Origin of the sequence: Ectothiorhodospira mobilis (assembly GCF_016584115.1) — a bacterium.
Lineage (GTDB): Bacteria > Pseudomonadota > Gammaproteobacteria > Ectothiorhodospirales > Ectothiorhodospiraceae > Ectothiorhodospira > Ectothiorhodospira mobilis.
The window spans coordinates 88722-106096 of record NZ_NRSK01000004.1; the positions used below are offsets into that span (position 1 = coordinate 88722).

Annotated in this window: 12 protein-coding genes; 3 read left to right on the forward strand and 9 right to left on the reverse strand. The window is 69.8% G+C overall.

Going from position 1 to position 17375, the window contains the following annotated elements; genetic code table 11:
• Positions 1-4: 4 nt before the first annotated feature.
• The 4 genes from CKO33_RS03005 to CKO33_RS03020 form a co-directional block, all read right to left on the reverse strand.
• Positions 5-4111, reverse strand: coding sequence for a chemotaxis protein CheB (locus CKO33_RS03005; protein WP_200179161.1), 4107 nt, complete (start codon positions 4109-4111; stop codon positions 5-7).
• Between the two features lie 103 nt (positions 4112-4214).
• Positions 4215-4682: a ribosomal protein S18-alanine N-acetyltransferase gene (gene rimI / locus CKO33_RS03010; protein ID WP_200179165.1), complete on the reverse strand. Its 468-nt coding sequence runs from the start codon at positions 4680-4682 to the stop codon at positions 4215-4217.
• Positions 4683-4726: 44 nt separating this feature from the next.
• Positions 4727-5434, reverse strand: a complete 708-nt coding sequence (locus CKO33_RS03015) for a uracil-DNA glycosylase (RefSeq protein ID WP_439099414.1) — start codon at positions 5432-5434, stop codon at positions 4727-4729.
• Positions 5435-5774: 340 nt separating this feature from the next.
• Complete coding sequence (locus tag CKO33_RS03020; RefSeq protein WP_200179167.1) at positions 5775-7325, reverse strand: 2-isopropylmalate synthase; 1551 nt, start codon at positions 7323-7325, stop codon at positions 5775-5777.
• Between the two features lie 434 nt (positions 7326-7759).
• Between CKO33_RS03020 and folD the strand changes: the two genes are divergently transcribed.
• On the forward strand, positions 7760-8632 hold the full coding sequence (folD, locus tag CKO33_RS03025; RefSeq protein ID WP_200179169.1) for a bifunctional methylenetetrahydrofolate dehydrogenase/methenyltetrahydrofolate cyclohydrolase FolD: 873 nt from the start codon (positions 7760-7762) through the stop codon (positions 8630-8632).
• 229 nt (positions 8633-8861) lie between these two features.
• Here folD and cysS read toward each other — a convergent pair whose 3' ends face one another.
• The gene (cysS, locus tag CKO33_RS03030; protein WP_200179229.1) at positions 8862-10247 is read right to left on the reverse strand and encodes a cysteine--tRNA ligase; all 1386 of its coding nucleotides are present in this window, start codon (positions 10245-10247) and stop codon (positions 8862-8864) included.
• Positions 10248-10367: 120 nt separating this feature from the next.
• On the reverse strand, positions 10368-11792 hold the full coding sequence (gltX, locus tag CKO33_RS03035) for a glutamate--tRNA ligase (RefSeq protein ID WP_200179171.1): 1425 nt from the start codon (positions 11790-11792) through the stop codon (positions 10368-10370).
• Between the two features lie 402 nt (positions 11793-12194).
• On the opposite strand from gltX, the gene CKO33_RS03040 reads away from it, so the two are divergent.
• Positions 12195-12767: a peptidylprolyl isomerase gene (locus CKO33_RS03040; RefSeq protein ID WP_274600724.1), complete on the forward strand. Its 573-nt coding sequence runs from the start codon at positions 12195-12197 to the stop codon at positions 12765-12767.
• Between the two features lie 9 nt (positions 12768-12776).
• Entirely contained in the window at positions 12777-13505 is a 729-nt protein-coding gene (locus tag CKO33_RS03045) for a UDP-2,3-diacylglucosamine diphosphatase (protein ID WP_200179173.1), read from the forward strand.
• Positions 13506-13605: 100 nt separating this feature from the next.
• On the opposite strand, the gene CKO33_RS03050 is transcribed toward CKO33_RS03045, so the two are convergent.
• Genes CKO33_RS03050 through dnaB form a run of 3 tightly spaced genes read right to left on the reverse strand, consistent with a single transcriptional unit; the run spans position 13606 to position 17347 of the window.
• Positions 13606-14805: an O-succinylhomoserine sulfhydrylase gene (locus CKO33_RS03050; protein ID WP_200179175.1), complete on the reverse strand. Its 1200-nt coding sequence runs from the start codon at positions 14803-14805 to the stop codon at positions 13606-13608.
• A 53-nt stretch (positions 14806-14858) separates the two neighbouring features.
• Positions 14859-15953 (reverse strand): alanine racemase, encoded by a 1095-nt coding sequence (gene alr, locus CKO33_RS03055; protein ID WP_200179177.1) that lies wholly within the window; start codon positions 15951-15953, stop codon positions 14859-14861.
• Complete coding sequence (dnaB, locus tag CKO33_RS03060; RefSeq protein WP_200179179.1) at positions 15950-17347, reverse strand: replicative DNA helicase; 1398 nt, start codon at positions 17345-17347, stop codon at positions 15950-15952. Before dnaB ends, alr begins: the two co-directional genes overlap by 4 nt.
• Positions 17348-17375: the final 28 nt, after the last annotated feature.

Consider the following 17375-nt stretch of genomic DNA (forward strand, 5'->3'; position numbering starts at 1 on the left):
TGCCTCAGGCCGGATGGCCGAAGGCGGAAAGCACCTCCTCCAGGTCCGAGAGCCGGAAGGGCTTCTCGATGTAGGCGCAAAAGCCCCGTTCCAGGGCCTCGGTGATGCGCAGTTCCCCGGCGTCGGCGCTCACCGCCACCACGGGGATGCCGGCGGTGCGCCGGTCCGCCCGCAGGCGCGAGAGCACCTCAAAGCCGTGCATGTCCGGCAGGTTCAGGTCCAGCAGGATGAGATCCGGGGGCTGCCGGCGTGCCGCCTCCAGCCCCTGATCCCCATTCACCGCCTCCCTGAGCCGCACCCCGGAGACGGTCTGCATGAGCCGGCGCACCAGCTTCAGGTTGGCGGCATTGTCCTCCACATAGATCACGTCCAGATCCAGGGAAGGCTTCTCTGTCTCTGTGGCGGCCTCCTGGGCGCAGACCCCGGTACGGGTGGGATGTCCCTGGGGATGCTCCCGGGGCAGGTCCACGGTGAAGACACTGCCCCGGTCGGGTTCGCTCTCCACCTCCAGGCTGCCGTGCATCATGTCCACCAGCCGGCGCGACAGGGACAGGCCGATGCCCACCCCCTCGACCTGGTCCTGGGCGCGTCCCGGGCGCTCGAAGGGCTGGAACAGGGAGGCCATCTCCTCGGCACTCATGCCGATGCCGTTGTCCTCCACCCGGATGGCCACCCGCTTCGGCCCCATCCGGGTACGCACCCGCACCCATCCTTCCGGCTGGTTGTACTTGATGGCGTTGGAGAGCAGGTTGATGAGCACCTGGCGCAGGCGGGTGGCGTCGGCCCGCACATAGACCCCCTCCTGGGGCTCCACCTGCAGGTCCACCCCCTTGTCCTGGGCCATCTGCCGCAGGGTGGCGGCACATTCGTCGATGATCTGTGCCAGTTCGACGCTGTGGCTGTCCACCTGGAGGCGTCCGCTCTCCAGCATGGACAGGTCCAGGATGTCGTTGATCAGGGCCAGCAGGTGCCAGCCGGCGGCGAGGATCTCCCGCACCGCCTCCCCCTCACCGTCCCGGCATTCCACCTCCAGGATCTGGGCGAACCCCAGGATGGCGTTGAGGGGGGTGCGCAGTTCATGGCTCATGTGGGAGAGGAAATCGGTCTTGGCCCGGTTGGCCTTCTCCGCCTCGTCCCGGGCCCGGGCCAGGCGACGCTCGTCCTGCTTGCGGGCGGTGATGTCCAGGGCCTTCATGCAGGCAGCATTGGCCACCCCGCGCTCATCGCGCAGGGCGAAATGCTGCGCCAGCAGCACCACCTCGTGCCCGTCCAGCTCCAGGTGATGCTCCCGCTCCAGGATGCCGTCCACGGCCATGGCCTCGTGGTCCGCCAGGCGCAGCAGGCGCGCGATCTCCGGCGGGAAGAGCTCCTCGTCCACGTGGCCGATGACCGCCTCCTGGGTCTGGCCGATCCCCCCCAGGAAACGCTGGCTCACCAGGCGGTAGCGGCCGGCCCGGTCCTTCACGTAGCTCCACAGGGGCGACTTGTCCAGGATCTGGCGCAGCTGGGACTCGCTCTCCCGCAGGGCGCGGTGGGCCTCCAGGATCTCGGCGTTGTCCCAGAAGGACAGCAGGGCCCCCTGCTCCCGTCCCGCGGCATCGGTGAAGGGCTGGATGCGCAGCAGATGCGGCCCCGGTTCGGAGATCTGTTCCTGCACGGGCTCCCCGGAGGTCAGCACCCGGTTCACCAGATCCATGAGACCGGGCACCCCGCGCAGGGAGTCCACCCCGGCCAGGGGCTTGCCCACATCCGCCTCGGTGACGCCGAACACCGTCGTGGCGCCGGGATTGATCAGGGTGAGGGCCTGGTTGCGGTCCACCACCAGCAGGGCATAGGGCAGGCTGTCCTTGACGTTGGCCAGGGTGGCGTTGAGGCTCGCCAGCTCCTCGCTCTTGTTCTGCAGCTCCTGGTTGACGGTGAACAGTTCCTCGTTGGTGGCCTGCAACTCCTCGTTGGAGGTCTCCAACTCTTCGTTGGAGGACTGCAACTCTTCATTGGTGGACTGCAGTTCCTCGTTGGAGGACTGCAATTCCTCGTTGGTGGTCTCCAGTTCCTCCACCACCGTCTGCAGGTGTTCCCGCGTGGCGGCGAGTTCGTGCTCCAGGGCATGCACCAGGTCGCCGTTGCCCTGCACCCCCTCGGCGGCGGCCTCCAGGGGCGGCGGCCGGCCCGCGGCGGGCTCGAACAGCACCAGGAACAGGTCCCCCTCCGCCTGGGACAACCGGCGCACCGCAAGTCGCACCGCCTCTGTGGCCTCTGCGGCGGGGGAGGCCAGGGCCCGGCCACGGGCCATCTCGCCGGAGCGCTGCACCCGGGCCACCAGGCCGCGCAGTTCCATGGCCAGTTCCCGGGGCAGCAGTTCCATGGCGTTGAGGCTGGTCTGGCCCGCGCCGTGGGAGAGATGATCCCCCGCCCGCCCCAGCACGCGCCGGATCTCCAGCTGTTCGGTGAGCACCAGGCCGGGCGGGGCATACGCCTCCATGAGCACGTCCAGCACCTGCTGCAGCTCCCGGGAGTCGCCACTGGCCTGCGTCCGCCGCCGCGTCCGTCCCGAACGGGGGCTGCCCATGCCGGCGCCGGAATAGCGGGCATCGCCGGGCAGGCGCCGGTAGATGCGCCCGGCCTTGGAGCGGGTGTCGAACAGATGCTGGAGCCCGCCGGGGGTCTCGGATCGCCCCAGGAACAGCAGGCCGTCCACCTGCAGGGCGTAGTGGAAGCGCTCCAGGACCCGTTCCTGCACGGAGGCCTTGAGGTAGATGAGCAGGTTACGGCAACTGACCGCATCCAGGTGCAGGAAGGGGGGATCCCGCAGCAGGTCGTGGCGGGCGAAGACGATGACATCCCGCAGGGCCTGGCTCACCTGGAACTGGTCCCGCCGCCGGCTGAAGTAGCGTTGCAGGAGTTCGGGGTGCATCACCTCCAGGGCACCGGCGCTGTAGATGCCCCGCCGGGCGGTGGCCAGGGCGTCCACGTCCACGTCGGTGGCATAGATCTGCAGGCGCAGGTCCCGCCCCTGGGTGCGCAGGATCTCCTGCACCAGGATGCCCACGGAATAGGCCTCCTCCCCGGTGGCGCAGCCGGGCACCCACAGGCGCAGGGGCTCCCGGTCCCCCCGCTCCTGGATGCGTTGTTCCAGGGCGGTGCGCAGTTCGGCAAAGGGCCTCTCGTCCCGGAAGAAGCTGGTGACCACGATGTGCAGCTCCCGCACCAGGGCCTCCGCCTCGCCGGGATGATCCCCGAGATGCGTCAGGTAGTCCTCCAGCGTGGAGCACCCGGTGTGATCCAGGCGGCGCTGCAGGCGGCGCAGCAGGGTCCCCTCCTTGTAGTGGTTCAGATCGACGCCGGTGTGCTCCCGCACCTGCCGCAGGATGCGCTCCACCGTGCCGGGGTCCCCCAGGTCCTCCGCCTTGCGCGGTGGGGGACCGGGCTCGCCGCGGGCGATCGCGGCGATGGCCCCGGCGATCTGCTCCGGGGACATGGCCCGGTCCACCACCCCGGTGGCCAGGGCCGCCTGGGGCATGCCGGGATACTTGGCCGTGGCCTCGTCCTGGACGAAGACCCGGCCCGCCGCCTGCTTGATGGCGCGCAGACCATCGGCCCCGTCGGAGCCGGTGCCGGAGAGGATCACACCGATGGCATGATCCCCCAGTTCCACGGCCAGGGAGCGGAACAGCAGGTCGATGGAGGGTTTGGGGATGCCGCGGGTGCTGGTGCGGCGCAGGCGGAAGCACCCCTCCTCCAGCAGCACGTTGTGGCCCGCGGGGGTGGTGTAGAGGGTGTCGGGTCCCGGACGCAGGCCGTCCTGGATCTCCTCCACCGGCATCGCGGCCTCCCGCCCCAGGATGTCCCGCAGCATGCTCTGGTAGTCCGGGGACAGGTGCTGGGCCACCACGTAGGCCATGCCCGTACACGCCGGCAGGGCCGAGACCATGCGCCCCAGGGCCTCGATCCCCCCGGCCGAGGCACCGATGCCCACCAGGGTGAGCACCGGCTGCGTCGCGGCGGGGTGCATGTCCGCGGCGGTCCCGTCCGGGGTCGCGGTGAGGGAGTCACCAGGGACGGCATCGCCTGTGGCGTCCATGCCATCCGGGGTCTGCTCGGTAGCGCTCAAAGGTGCGGATTCCAGATACGGTATGCGGTCGGGACTGGGTATGGTAACGATTCCCGACCCGAAAAGGCACTGCCACCCCCACCGGCGGGGCAGAACGGGATGATCACAGCTGGCGGGCCATCACCAGGGCGTCCTCCCGCCCCCGGCCGGCGGGGTAATAGCCCCGGCGCAGCCCCACCTCGTTGAAACCCTCGGAGCGGTAGAGGGCCAGGGCCGGGGTGTTGGACGGGCGCACCTCCAAAAAGGCGGTTTCCGCCCCGCGCTCCCGCGCCTTGTCCAGGAAGGCCCGCAGCAGGTGACGGCCATGGCCCTGCCCCTGGCGTTCCGGGCGCACCGTGAGGTTGAGGATATGGCACTCCCCCACGGCCAGGGACAGGACCCCGTAGCCGATGAGTTCGTCCACCTGGGGGGCCTCCACCACCCAGCAGGAATAGCCCACCCGCAGGCAGTCGCGGAAGATCCCCACGGTCCAGGGATGGGAGTAGGCCCTGGGTTCCACCTCCATCACCCGGGGCAGATCACCGCGTTGCATGGGGCGCAGTTCCAGCTTCAGGGCGGTGACGGCATTCATGACGACTTCCGGCGCTCCAGGATCGTGACTTTCAGGGACATGGATCAGGACCACCCCCGCGGTTCCGTCCCCTCCCCCTGCACGGCCCGCCGGGCCAGGCACAGGTCATCCCAGGCCTTGCGCTTGTCCTGGGGCTTTCTCAGCAGATAGGCGGGGTGATAGGTCACCACCAGGGGGGTGCCGCGGTAGTCCAGGATGCGGCCCCGCAGGCGCCCCAGGGGCTCGGTCGTGTCCAGCAGGTTCTGGGCGGCGACGCGGCCCAGGGCCACCAGGACCCGGGGGCGCACCAGGGCGATCTGCCGGTCCAGGTAGGGCCGGCAGGCACGGGCCTCTTCGGGCCTGGGATCCCGGTTGTTGGGGGGGCGGCACTTGAGGATGTTGGCGATGTAGACCCCCTGCTCCCGGTCCATGCCCAGGGCCGCCAGCATGCGGTCCAGGAGCCGTCCGGCGCGGCCCACGAAGGGCTCGCCCCGCCGGTCCTCCTCGGCCCCCGGGGCCTCGCCGATGAACATCCAGCCGGCCCCGGGATCACCGGTACCAAAGACGGTGTGGTTGCGGTTGCGGGCCAGGTCCGGGCACAGGGTGCAGGCCGCGACCCGGGCCTGCAGGGCCGCCCAGTCCAGATCGGCCACTCCATCGGGGTCGGCCTCATCCGCCCCGGCGCTGGCGGTGTGCTGATCCGGCTCCTCCCGTGCATCCTGTGTTGCCTGTGCCGCCCCCTGCCCCGGGGCAGGGGACATCGACGGGGGCATGATCTCGCCAGGGGAGACCGCCCCGGACACCGCCGCCTCCGGGGGGGCATCGTTACGCCCCGGATCGGGAGGGACCCACCCCTCCCGCATCGCTTGGGGATCCCCATCCGGCCGACCATCCGGCTGGTCCTGGGGCTGGTCCTGGGGCTGGTCCCGGGAGGGGACACCCGCCGGCGCCGCCCGGGCCCCATCGAGGGCCGCGGACGGCATCCCAGGGGCCTCATCCGGCGCAGGGGGCAAAGAGACGGCGGCGGATTGTCCGGCCCGGGGGATCCAGAGCTGGATCCCCATGGCCCGCAGGCAGCGCCGTCGCCAGGCCTCATCCATGCCCGGGCCCGCCTCAGACATCCCCGTGCTGCGGATGGGGCCGGCGGTCCGGGGTCACCAGGCGGTTGAGGGCGTTGAGATAGGCCTTGGCGGAGGCGATGACGATGTCGGTGTCGGCCCCCTGGCCGTTGACGATGCGGCCGGCCTTCTCCAGACGCACGGTCACCTCCCCCTGGGCATCCGTGCCGCTGGTGATGTTGTTCACCGAATAGAGCAGCAGTTCGGTATGGCTGTGCATCACCGTCTCGATGGCCTTGAAGGCGGCATCCACGGGGCCGCTGCCGTCCGCCTCGCCGTGGTGCTCCTCCCCCTCCACGTTCAGGGTGAGGGTGGCCACCGGGGTCTCGCCGGTCTCGGAGCACACCCGCAGGGACACCAGCTTGACCCGCTCGTATTCCATGGCGATGGCCGCCTCGGTGGCCAGGGACTGGAGGTCCTCGTCGTAGATCTCGTGCTTCTTGTCCGCCAGCTCCTTGAACCGGGCGAAGGCCTCGTTGAGTTCCTCCTCGGAGTCGAAGTCGATGGCCAGATCCTTCAGCCGCGCGCGGAAGGCATTGCGGCCCGAGTGCTTGCCCAGCACGATGCGGTTGTCGGACCAGCCCACATCCTGGGCGCGCATGATCTCGTAGGTATCCCGGTGTTTGAGCACACCGTCCTGATGGATACCCGACTCGTGGGCGAAGGCGTTGGCCCCGACGATGGCCTTGTTGGGCTGCACCGGGAAGCCGGTGATGGTGGAGACCAGCCGCGAGCAGGGCACGATCTGGGTGGTATCCAGGGTGGTGTCGCAGGGGAAATGATCCTGGCGGGTGCGCACCGCCATGACCACCTCCTCCAGGGCGGCGTTGCCGGCCCGTTCCCCCAGGCCGTTGATGGTGCACTCCACCTGCCGCGCCCCGTTGAGCACCGCCGCCAGGGAATTGGCCACGGCCACCCCCAGGTCGTTGTGGCAGTGCACGGAGAACACGGCCTGGTCGGCGTTGGGGATGCGCTCGCGCAGGTTGCGGATCAGTGCGCCGAACTGCTCGGGGATGTTGTAGCCCACGGTGTCGGGGATGTTGATGGTGCGGGCCCCGGCGTCGATGACGGCCTCGATGACCCGGCAGAGGAAGTCCAGTTCGGAGCGGCCCGCGTCCTCCGGCGAGAACTCCACGTTGTCGGTCCACTGCCGGGCCCGGCGCACGGCGGCCACCGCCTGTTCCAGCACCTCATCGGGGCTCATCCTGAGCTTGTGCTCCATATGGATGGGCGAGGTGGCGAGGAAGGTGTGGATGCGGGCGGAAGCGGCCTCCTTCAGGGCCTCCCCGGCACGGTCGATATCCGCCTCCCGGGCCCGGGCCAGGCCGCAGACGGTGCTCTCGCGCACGGCCCGGGCCACCGCCTGGACGGATTCGAAATCGCCGATGCTGGCGGCGGGGAACCCGGCCTCGATGACGTCCACGCGCATCTTTTCCAGACCCTTGGCGATGCGGATCTTCTCCTCGCGGGTCATGGACGCGCCGGGGCTCTGCTCGCCGTCGCGAAGGGTGGTGTCGAAGATGTAGAGCTTGTCTTTGCCTGCCATGTCTCTGAACTCCCGTGGTCCGGCCCGGTGCCGGCCACTTGATACGGATCGAATGCCACATGGACCCTCCGCCCCTTCGGGCCGGGTCTTTCCTGCGTCGCGGATGCGTTTGGCCTCGCCAGGCGAAGTATGCGCCGCTAGCGCGGCAGTCGCAGGAGGGCAGTCAGGGACAGGCTGGGGAGGCGCACGTGCATCGCCGCGCCCTGGTGGGGCACGCCACGGATACCGGACTGTGCGCTGGGATGGATCATCATGGAATCTCCTTGTATTTGACTCTAGCAAAGCCCCCGGGCAAAACCAACCCCGGACCATCCGGCCGGGGTCCGCCCTGGCCCGGGTTCCTGTGCAACGCCTCCTGTGCCATGGCGTGGCTTGGCGGGAGTGATGCAACATGGGAAAATTGCTTCATCCATCAAGCCTTCAGGACATTCCCCATGCCCGCCCAGATCATCGACGGCCGCGCCATCGCCAAGACCGTTCAAGAGGAGGTCCGCCAGGCGGTGGACGCCCGCATCGCCGCCGGGCGCCGTCCACCGGGCCTGGCGGTGGTGCTGGTGGGCCAGGACGCCGCCTCGCAGATCTACGTGCGCAACAAGCGCCGCACCTGCGAGGCGGTGGGCATGGTCTCCCAGTCCATCGACCTGCCGGACAACGTCTCCCTGGGGGACCTTTTGGATGTCATCGACGAACTCAATGCCGACCCCGCCGTGGACGGCATCCTGGTGCAGCTGCCCCTGCCCCGGCACATCGACCAGGAGAAGGTGATCGAGCGCATCGACCCGGCCAAGGATGTGGACGGTTTTCACCCCTACAACATGGGCCGCCTGGCCCTGCGCCTGCCGCGGCTGCGGCCCTGCACCCCCTTTGGCATCCGGCGCCTGCTGGACCACACGGGGGAGACCTACAAGGGCCGTCATGCCGTGATCATCGGCGCCTCCAACATCGTGGGCCGGCCCATGGCCCTGGAGCTCATGCTGGCCGGGGCCACGGTGACGGTATGCCACCGCTTCACCCGGGAGATGGAGAGCCACGTCCAGCGCGCCGACATCCTGGTGGCCGCCGCGGGCCGGCCGCGGCTGGTGCCCGGGGAGTGGGTGCAGCCGGGGGCAACCGTGATCGACGTGGGCATCAACCGCCAGGAGGACGGCTCCCTGGTGGGGGACGTGCAGTTCGACGCCGCCGCCGAGCGGGCCGCCTGGATCACCCCCGTACCCGGCGGCGTGGGCCCCATGACCGTGGCCATGCTGATGAAGAACGCCGTCCAGGCCTGCGAGGACTCGGAACGCGCCGGGGACTGTCCCGCCTGATCCCAATGGGCCGAGAGGTCCGGCAGGGTCTCCATTCCAGTCTTCCGGGGCTGATCCCCTAGAGGCTTGTCGGGGAAGCCGTTCGGACCCTACCCTGGGCGGCAGGTCCGGAGCCGGGCGCGCGCCGCAGGGAAGCGGCGCGCGAGCCTCCGGGGACGGATGTACGGCGTCCCGGCGCAGGGCCTGCCGCCCCGGCCAGGGCATCCGGCCCCCTCCCTCGCCCCAAAGGTCACCCCCGCCGCCAGGTGGTCCCCTCCGGCCCGTCCTCCAGCAGGATGCCCCGGGCCTTGAGATCGTCCCGGATCCGGTCGGCCTCGGTGAAGTCCCGGCGCTGGCGGGCCTCCAGGCGCTGCTGGATCAGGGCCTCGATCTCCGCGGCATCCACCGCATCCCCGGTCCCATCCTGCTGGAAGAACCCCTCCGGATCCGCCTGCAGGAGGCCGAGAATCCCTCCCAGGGCCTTCAGGCAACCCGCCAGGGGGGCGGCTTCCTGCGGGTCCGTCTGTCTCAGACGGTTCACCTCCCGGGCCAGGTCAAAGAGCACCGACAGGGCCTCCGGGGTGTTGAAATCATCGTCCATGGCCGCGTTGAAGCGGTCCCGCCAGGGCGCCCCCGCGTCCCCCGGATGCGCCGGTTCCAGCCCCCGCAGGGCGGTGTACAGGCGGGACAGGGCGCTGCGCGCGGCCTCCAGGGCCTGGTCGTTGTAGTTCAGGGGGCTGCGGTAGTGGCTGCCCAGGATGAAGTAGCGGATCTCCTCCGGCCGGTAGTGCTCCAGCACCTGGCGCACGGTGAAGAAGTTGCCCAGGGATTTGGACATCTTCTCCTCATCCACCCGCACGAAGCCGTTGTGCATCCAGTAGTTGACGAAATGCTCGCAGGTGGCCGCCTCGCTCTGGGCGATCTCGTTCTCGTGGTGGGGGAACTGCAGGTCCTGCCCGCCGCCATGGAGATCGAAGTGGTTGCCCAGGTAATGGGTGGACATGGCCGAGCACTCGATATGCCAGCCGGGACGGCCCGGCCCCCAGGGGGAATCCCAGGCGGGCTCACCGGGCTTGGCGGCCTTCCACAGCACGAAGTCCAGGGGATCCCGCTTGGATTCGTCCGGGGCCACCCGCTCCCCGGCCCGCAGGTCCTCCAGGCGCCGGCCCGAGAGCCGTCCGTAGCCATCGAAACGGGACACGCTGTAGTACACGTCCCCGTTCTCCCCAACGTAGGCGTAGCCCCGGTCCATGAGGCGCTGGATCATGTGGAGGATATCGTGGACGTGCTGCGTCGCCCGGGGCTCGTGGGTGGGACGCAGCACCCCCAGGGCATCGGCGTCCTCATGCATGGCCTGGATGAAACGCCCTGTCAGGGCGTCGATGGCCTCACCGTTCTCCGCCGCCCGCCGGATGATCTTGTCATCGATATCGGTGATGTTGCGCACATAGGTGACCTCGTAGCCCTGGGCCAGGAGGTAGCGGTAGACCATGTCAAAGACCACCAGCACCCGGGCATGGCCCAGATGGCAGTAGTCGTAGACGGTCATACCGCAGACATACATGCGCACCTTGCCCGGTTCCATGGGACGGAAGGGTTCCTTCTGACGGGTCAGGGTGTTGTAGAGATTCAGCATGGATTCGGCCGGTTGCGGATGGAATGCCGTACCGCCCGCCGTGCGGGCGGTGGAGAAACGCAGGGCCTCATGATAGCGCACCGCCGGGGGCCCGCGCCCCCGCCGACGGCGCATCGGTGTTCAGGCGGCGGCCAGATCCCGGGCCTGCTCCAGCCTCCGGCGCACCTGTTCGGGCCCCAGCAGGTCCCAGACCCGGTGCATCTCCGGACCGTGAGGGGCGCCGGTGAGGGCCAGGCGCAGGGGCATGTACAGGCCCTTGCCCTTGTGCCCGCTGGCCCGGCCCACGGCCTTGGCGAAGTCCGGGAAGGCCTTCGGCCCCTCCTCCAGGACCGCCAGGGCCGCGTCAAAGAAGGCGGCGCCGGCCTCGCGCAGCGCCTCCCGCTGGGCCTCGTCCAGAGGCGGCTCGGGGGCGAACAGACGCCGCGCCCAGGCATTCAAGTCCACCGGGAAGAGGATGTTGTCCCGCACCGCCGCCACCAGCGCCCCGCCCTGCCCCGCCGGCACGGGGGCGTCGGGCTCCAGCCAGGCCACCAGGTCCGCGTCCGGGGCCGCCGCCACCGCCAGACGCTGCCAGTGATCCAGTTGCGCCGGGTCGTGCCGGGCCGGTGCCCGGCCCAGGCGGGCGGTGTCAAAACGCGCCGCCAGGGTGTCCCGGTCCATGAGGCCATCGTCTTCGTAGACATGCCCCAGACGGGCCAGGTGGTTCAGCAGGGCCAGGGGCAGATACCCCTGCCGGTGCAACTGGCGCAGGCTGAGGGCCCCGCTGCGCTTGGACAGCGGACCGCCGTCCTGATCCAGGATCAGGGAGATATGGCCGTAGTCCGGGGCGGTAAGCCCCAGGGCCTCCAGCAGCAACAGCTGGCGCGGGGTATTGGCGATGTGATCCTCCCCGCGCAGGACGAGGGTCACCCCCATGAGGGCATCATCCACGGCATTGCTGAAGAAGAACGACGGGGTTCCGTCGGAGCGGCGGATGATGAAATCCCCGATATCATCCGTGGCAAAACGCTGCGGCCCGCGCACCCGATCCTCAAAGACCACCGTGCGCCCCCAGGGCACACGAAAGCGCAGCGTGGGCCGCTCCCCCCGCTCCAGCCGTGCCTGCACCTCCTCCGGGGTGAGGCGGGCGCAGGTGCCTGGATAGCGGGGCGGCTGCCCCGCGGCCATCTGCGCCTTGCGCGCCAGCCGCAGGCTCTGGTCGCTGCAAAAGCACGGGTAGACCAGACCCCGTTCCTCCAGCAAGCGGAAATACGTGGCGTAGAGCTCCCCCCGCTGCGACTGCAGGTAGGGCCCGGCCGTCCCCTCCGCCTCCGGCCCCTCCTGCCAGTCCAGCCCCAGCCAGCGCAGATCCTCCATCAGGTCCCGGGTGTACTGCGCACGGCTGCGTTCGGCATCGGTGTCCTCGATGCGCAGCAGGAAGGTCCCCCCCTGGCCCCGGGCGGCCAGGGCGTTGAACAGGGCGGTGCGCAGGTTGCCCAGGTGCAGATGACCGGTGGGACTGGGGGCGAAACGGGTCTTCATGGCGATGTCGGCGTCTTCTGGCATGGCGCGGGATGGTAGCTCAAAAGGGGATCGACGGCACAGCGCACATCCCCACAACATGGCCCTGGATCAAGCGGCGCGCAAGCTCCCGGGGAGTGGATCCACAACGGCCATCGCAGGGTCCGGAAGACCCGCCCGGGGTGGAGGGGGTTCCCGGAGACGGGTGTGCGCCGCAGGGAGGCGGCGCGCAAGCCTCCAGGGATGGATCCACGGCGGCCCGGCGCAGGGAACCCCCTCCACCCCGGGCACCTCTCCCCGCGCTTTCCCGCACAGGACGCATGAGGCTATCATCACCCCGGCGGGCATCGGCCCGGTCCACTCCTCCCAAAAAGAACGGATGCGGGGAACCCACGGCGGCGGAACCCCCACAGATACAAGGCGCCCGACACGATGCGCATGCGATCCATGTTCAGACGGCTGCTGGTCACCCTGGCCCTGCTGTCCACAACCACGGGAAACCAAGTAATGGCTGAAAGCGAAAACCCACGGGTCCAGCTGGAAACGACCATGGGCACGATCGTCCTGGAACTCTACCCGGACAAGGCCCCGGAGACGGTGGAGAACTTCCTGGGCTACGTGCGCGAAGGGTTCTACGACGGCACCATCTTCCACCGCGTGATCCCCGGATTCATGGTCCAGGGCGGCGGTTTCACCCCGGACATGCAGCAAAAACCCACCCACGACCCCATCCGCAATGAGGCCAACAACGGCCTGAGCAACGAACCCGGCACCGTGGCCATGGCCCGCACCCCCAACCCCCACTCCGCCACGGCGCAGTTCTTCATCAACGTGGAACATAACCGCTTCCTGGACTTCACCGCCGAGAACCCCCAGGGCTGGGGCTATGCCGTCTTCGGCCGCGTGGTGGAGGGGATGGACGTGGTGGAACGCATCGTGGCCGTACCCACGGGCAACCACGGCATGCATCAGGATGTGCCCCGGGAACCCATTGTCCTCGACCGCGTCAGCGAACAGTAACGCGGTCCGGTGCGTTCCACACTCTTCGTCTCGGACCTGCACCTGGATCCGGACCGCCCCGCCATCCTCGCCGCCTTCGAACGCCTCCTGCGCGGCCCCGCGCGGGAGGCGGACGCCCTGTACATCCTGGGGGACCTGTTCGAATACTGGATCGGGGACGACGACCCGGCCCCGCATCTGGAACCGGTCTTCCACGCCCTGGCCGATCTGGCCCGGGCCGGCGTGCCGGTGTGCTTCACCCACGGCAACCGGGACTTCCTGGTGGGCGAAGGCTTCGCCCGCCGCTGTGGCTGCCGGCTGCTGGACACGGAGACGGTGATCGATCTCTACGGCACCCCCGTGCTGCTCATGCACGGGGACAGCCTGTGCACCGATGATCACGAATACATGGCCTTCCGGGACATGGTGCGGGATCCGCAATGGCAGGCGGCCTTCCTCGCCCGCCCCCTGGCCGAGCGCCATGCCGAGGCGGAAGCCATGCGCGCCCGCAGCCGCCACTCCACCCGCCGCAAGCCCGCGGACATCACCGACGTCCACCCCGGGGCGGTGGAGGCGGCCCTGCGGCGCAACGGCGTGCGCATCCTCATCCACGGCCATACCCACCGCCCCGCCCTGCACGACCTGACCCTGGACGGGGCCCCCGCCCGGCGCATCGTGCTGCCGGACTGGTACGAGACCGGCGGTCTGCTGCGGGCCACCCCCGAAGGCATGGCCCTGGAGACCTGGCCGGTGGAATGAACCCCCTATCCCCGGGGTGGGATTCCGCCGCTGCATCCCGTGACCACCCGCGGCGCACCGGGATCCCCCGGAACCCACCGGTACAGGCCCCCGGGACGGTTCACACCCGCTCCAGCCCCCGGGCCAGATCGGCGCGGATATCCGCCGGGTCCTCCAGACCCACGGCCACACGGATCAACCCCTCGTCGATGCCCTGCTCCGCCCGCTGCTCCGAGGTGAGGCGGCCATGGGTGGTGGTGGCCGGATGGGTGACGGTGCTGCGGGTATCCCCCAGATTGGCGGTGATGGACAGCATCCGGGTGGCGTCGATCACCCGCCAGGCCGCCTCCCGGCCGCCCCGCACCCGGAAGGAGACGATGCCCCCGAAGCCGGACTGCTGGACCGAAGCCAGCCCATGCCCGGGATGGGAGGCCAGCCCCGGGTAGTGCACCCGTTCCACCGCCCCGTGCCCCTCCAGCCAGCGGGCCAGCTCCAGGGCCGCGGCGCTGTGGGCCCGCATGCGCAGAGGCAGGGTCTCCAGGCCCTTGAGGAAGACCCAGGCATTGAACGGGCTCATGCTGGGTCCCGCCGTGCGCAGGAAGCCGAACACCTCCTTGCCCACCCGCTCGGCATCCCCCACCACAGCCCCGCCCACGCAGCGGCCCTGCCCGTCCAGGTACTTGGTGGCCGAATGCACCACCAGATCGGCCCCCAGATCCAGGGGGCGCTGCAGCACCGGGGTGCACAGACAGTTGTCCACCACCAAGAGGGCGTCCCGGGACCGGGCCAGCCGCGACAGGGCCTGCAGATCCACCACCTCCCCCAGGGGGTTGGACGGGGTCTCGACGAACAGCATGCGGGTGCGCGGCCCCATGGCCGCCTCCCAGGCCCCCAGGTCCCCCAGGGGGACATGGCTCACCTGGATGCCGAAGCGGGTGAGGTAGTTGCTGAACAGGGCCGTGGTGGAACCGAAGACGGAACGGGAGGAGACGATGTGGTCCCCCGCCTGCAGCAGGGCCAGGCAGGTGGAGAGGATGGCCGCCATGCCCGAGGCGGTGGCCACGCAGGCCTCGCCCCCCTCCAGGGCCGCGAGGCGGTCCTGGAAGGTGCGCACCGTGGGATTGGTGAAGCGGGCGTAGATGTTGCCCGGCGCCTCGCCGGCGAAGCGGGCGGCCGCCTCGGCGGCGCTGGAGAAGACGAAGCTGGAGGTGGCGTAGATGGGGTCGGAATGCTCCTGTTCCGAACCCCGCCGCTGTCCCGCCCGCACCGCCAGGGTGTCGAAACCGGGATCGCGGCCCCATGCATCGGAAAGATCCTCCACGGATGAGCCCCCAAAATGAAAAAAATCAATCTATGGGGGACTGCTCCCGGCTGTCAATGCGCCGGACCGGGCACCTCCTCCACCCGCACCCGTCCGGCCACGGCGCAGAGCAGGTCGTAGCTGATGGTCTCGGCGGCCCGGGCCACCTCCTCCACCGGCAGGCCCTCGCCCCATAGGGTCACGGGATCCCCCACCGCGGCCCCGGGAAGGTCCGTCAGATCGATGGTGATCAGATCCATGGAGACCCGCCCGATGAGCGGTGCCCGGCCCTGGGGCAGGCACACCGGCACCCCGCTGGGGACGTGCCGGGGATAGCCGTCGGCATAGCCGATGGCCACCACCCCCACCCGCGTGGGGCGGCGGCAGCGGAAGGTGGCGCCGTAGCCCACCGCATCCCCCGGGACCAGATCGTGCACCGCCACCAGGGGGGCCTGCAGGGTCATCACCGGCTGCAGGCCATGACGACGGGCATCGCCATCGGCCAGGGGGGAGGCCCCGTAGAGCAGGATGCCCGGGCGATTCCAGTCCCCGTGGGCCCGGGGCAGCCCCAGGATGGCCGCGGAATTGGCCAGGCTGCGCCCCCCGGGAAGATCACGGGTGGCGGCCTCGAACCGGGCCAGTTGCGCGGCGTTCTCCGCCCGCCCCGGCTCGTCGGCGCAGGCCAGGTGGGTCATGAGCACCGGCGGGCCGGCCACGTTGGGACAGGCCCGCAGGGCCCGTAGACGCGCAAAGGCCTCCTCCGCCGGAAACCCCAGCCGGCCCATGCCGCTGTCCAGTTTCAGCCAGACCCGCACCGGCCGCGGCAGGGGGGTCGTCTCCAGCAGCCGCAGCTGTACGGGATCATGCACCGCCACGGTGATCCCCTGGCGCGCGGCATGGACGAGTTCCTGGGCATCACGAAAGCCCTGCAGGACCAGCAGCGGCAGGGTATGACCCGCATTGCGCAGGGCGAAGGCCTCCTCCAGGCAGGAGACGGCGAAGCCGTCGGTGTGCGGGGCCAGGGCATCCGCCACCCGCAACAGGCCGTGGCCGTAGGCCTCGGCCTTGATCACCGCCAGGATGCGGGAGCGGGGGGCGGCGCGGCGGGCGATGCCCAGGTTGTGCACCAGGGCGGCCGGGCGCAGGCGGGCTGTGGCGGCCCGTTTCACGCCTCGTAGTCCCCGCCGGAATAGACCTCCGGCACGTAGTTCTCGAAGCGGGTGTACTGCCCCAGGAAGGTGAGCCGCAGGGTGCCGATGGGGCCGTTGCGCTGCTTGGCGATGATGATCTCCGCCGTGCCCTTGTCGGGGCTGTCCTCGTTATAGACCTCATCGCGATAGATGAACACGATCACGTCTGCATCCTGTTCGATCGCCCCCGATTCACGAAGATCGGACATCACCGGCCGCTTGTTGGGGCGCTGCTCCAGGCCGCGGTTGAGCTGGGACAGGGCGATCACCGGGACGTTCATCTCCTTGGCCAGGGCCTTGAGGCCGCGGGAGATCTCGGAGATCTCCGTGGTGCGGTTCTCCGCGCTGCCGGGGATCTGCATGAGCTGCAGGTAGTCCACCACGATCAGCCCCAGCTGCTTGTGCTCGCGCATGAGCCGGCGGGAGCGCGCGCGCAGGTCGTTGGGGGAGAGGGCCGGGCTGTCGTCGATGTAGAGCTGGGCCTCGGAGAGCATGGACACGGCGCTGGAGAAGCGGGGCCAGTCATCGTCCTGCAGCCGGCCGGTGCGCAGGCGCTGCTGGTTGATGCGCCCCAGGGAGGACAGCAGGCGCATGGTCAGCTGTTCGCCGGGCATCTCCATACTGAAGATGGCCACGGGGTACTGCTGCTTGAGGGCGGCGTACTCGGCCATGTTCATGGCCAGGGTGGTCTTGCCCATGGAGGGCCGGGCGGCGAGGATCACCAGGTCCCCGGGCTGGAGGCCGGAGGTGAGCTCGTCGAACTCGTCATAACCGGTGGGCAGCCCGGTGATGGGGCTGTCCCGCTCGAAGAGCATCTCGATGTGCTCGACGGTGGACTTGAGCAGATTGCGCATGCCGCGAAAGCCCTGGCGGGAGCGCTTGCTCTGCTCGGCGATCTCGAACACCCGCTGCTCGGCCTCGTTGAGCAGGTCGTCGCTGTTGCGGCCCTCGTTGTGAAAGGCGCTGTCGGCGATGCCCGTGCCCACGCTGATGAGCTGGCGCAGCACGGAACGCTCGCGCACGATATCGGCGTAGGCGGTGATGTTGGCGGCGCTGGGGGTGTCCCGGGCCAGGAGCCCCAGGTAGGCCAGGCCACCGGCGTCCTCCAGCTCGCCGCGGGCCTCCAGGCGCTCGGAGATGGTGACCAGATCAAACGGGGCGTTGCGTCCTGCCAGTTCGGCGATGGCGCGGAAGATGAGGCGGTGGTCGTAGCGGTAGAAGTCCACCTCGGCCACCCGGTCGGAGACCCGGTCCCAGGCGCTGTTCTCCAGCATGAGACCGCCCAGCACCGCCTGCTCGGCCTCAATGGAATGGGGCGGGATCTTGAGGGCGTCGGTGTCTTGCCCGCGGGGGGCGGTCGGTGTATCGGACATGGACCTGATCCCGATGGGGGAAGGGGCG

Coding starts and splice junctions, on each gene's coding strand:
- CKO33_RS03015 (WP_439099414.1), bottom strand. CDS start 5,434: ATGCCCCCGTCGATGTCCCCTGCCCCGGGGCAGGGGGCGGCACAGGCA.
- CKO33_RS03020 (WP_200179167.1), bottom strand. CDS start 7,325: ATGGCAGGCAAAGACAAGCTCTACATCTTCGACACCACCCTTCGCGAC.
- rimI (WP_200179165.1), bottom strand. CDS start 4,682: ATGAATGCCGTCACCGCCCTGAAGCTGGAACTGCGCCCCATGCAACGC.
- gltX (WP_200179171.1), bottom strand. CDS start 11,792: ATGCCAGAAGACGCCGACATCGCCATGAAGACCCGTTTCGCCCCCAGT.
- folD (WP_200179169.1), top strand. CDS start 7,760: ATGCCCGCCCAGATCATCGACGGCCGCGCCATCGCCAAGACCGTTCAA.
- cysS (WP_200179229.1), bottom strand. CDS start 10,247: ATGCTGAATCTCTACAACACCCTGACCCGTCAGAAGGAACCCTTCCGT.
- dnaB (WP_200179179.1), bottom strand. CDS start 17,347: ATGTCCGATACACCGACCGCCCCCCGCGGGCAAGACACCGACGCCCTC.
- CKO33_RS03040 (WP_274600724.1), top strand. CDS start 12,195: ATGTTCAGACGGCTGCTGGTCACCCTGGCCCTGCTGTCCACAACCACG.